Origin of the sequence: Streptomyces sp. DH12 (assembly GCF_020873895.1) — a bacterium.
Lineage (GTDB): Bacteria > Actinomycetota > Actinomycetes > Streptomycetales > Streptomycetaceae > Streptomyces.
This window is the reverse complement of record NZ_JAHWGT010000202.1, coordinates 1-813: the sequence shown is the minus strand read 5'-3', so window position 1 is coordinate 813 and position 813 is coordinate 1. Positions and strand designations below refer to the sequence as shown.

The following is an 813-nucleotide window of genomic DNA, read 5'->3' as shown; positions in this document are numbered from 1 at the left end:
GGGCATGGAGCGGATGCCCATGCCCTCGAGTGCGTCGACCTCCTCGTTGATGCGCATGGCGCCGAGCTGGGCGGTGAAGCCGGCGCCGACGGTCGCGGAGAGGGCGAGGCCGGCGACCAGGGGGGCGATCTCCCGGGTGTTGAAGTAGGCGGAGACGAATCCGGTGAACGCGGCCGTGCCGATCTGGTCGAGGGCCGCGTAGCCCTGGAGCCCGACGACGGTCCCGGTGAAGAGCGTCATCGCGATCATCACGCCGATGGTGCCGCCGACGACGCCGAGGCCGCCGGAGCCGATGGCCACCTCGGCCAGCAGGCGCTGCACCTCCTTGAGGTAGCGGCGCAGGGTCCGCGGGATCCACAGCAGGGCCCGTACGTAGAAGAGCAGATGGTCGCCGGAGCGGTCGAGCAGGGCGAGCGGGGAGGCCATCGGACCTCAGCCTCCCTTCGGCGGGACGATCTGGAGGTAGACGGCCGTCATCACCATGTTGACGAAGAAGAGCAGGAGGAACGTGATGACGACGGACTGGTTGACGGCGTCGCCGACGCCCTTGGGGCCGCCGCGCGGGTTGAGGCCCCGGTAGGCGGCGACGATGCCGGCGATGAACCCGAAGACCAGGGCCTTCAGTTCGCTGACGTACAGGTCGGGAAGCTGGGCGAGGGCGGAGAAGCTGGAGAGGTAGGCGCCGGGGGTGCCGCCCTGCATGACGACGTTGAAGAAGTAGCCGCCGAGGATGCCGACGACGGAGACCAGGCCGTTGAGCAGGACCGCGACGCCCATGGCGGCCAGGACCCGGGGCACCACCAGCCGCTGTAC

At 69.9% G+C, this 813-nt stretch carries 2 protein-coding genes; both read right to left on the bottom strand.

The genetic code is table 11. The features are described 5' to 3' along the window. On the bottom strand, positions 1–426 hold a 426-nt coding region (locus LPA54_RS33515; RefSeq protein ID WP_228984487.1), incomplete at its 3' end, for an ABC transporter permease. A gap of 6 nt (positions 427–432) precedes the next feature. Beyond that, positions 433–813: ABC transporter permease (locus tag LPA54_RS33510; protein WP_228984486.1), on the bottom strand; the 381-nt coding region annotated here is incomplete at its 5' end.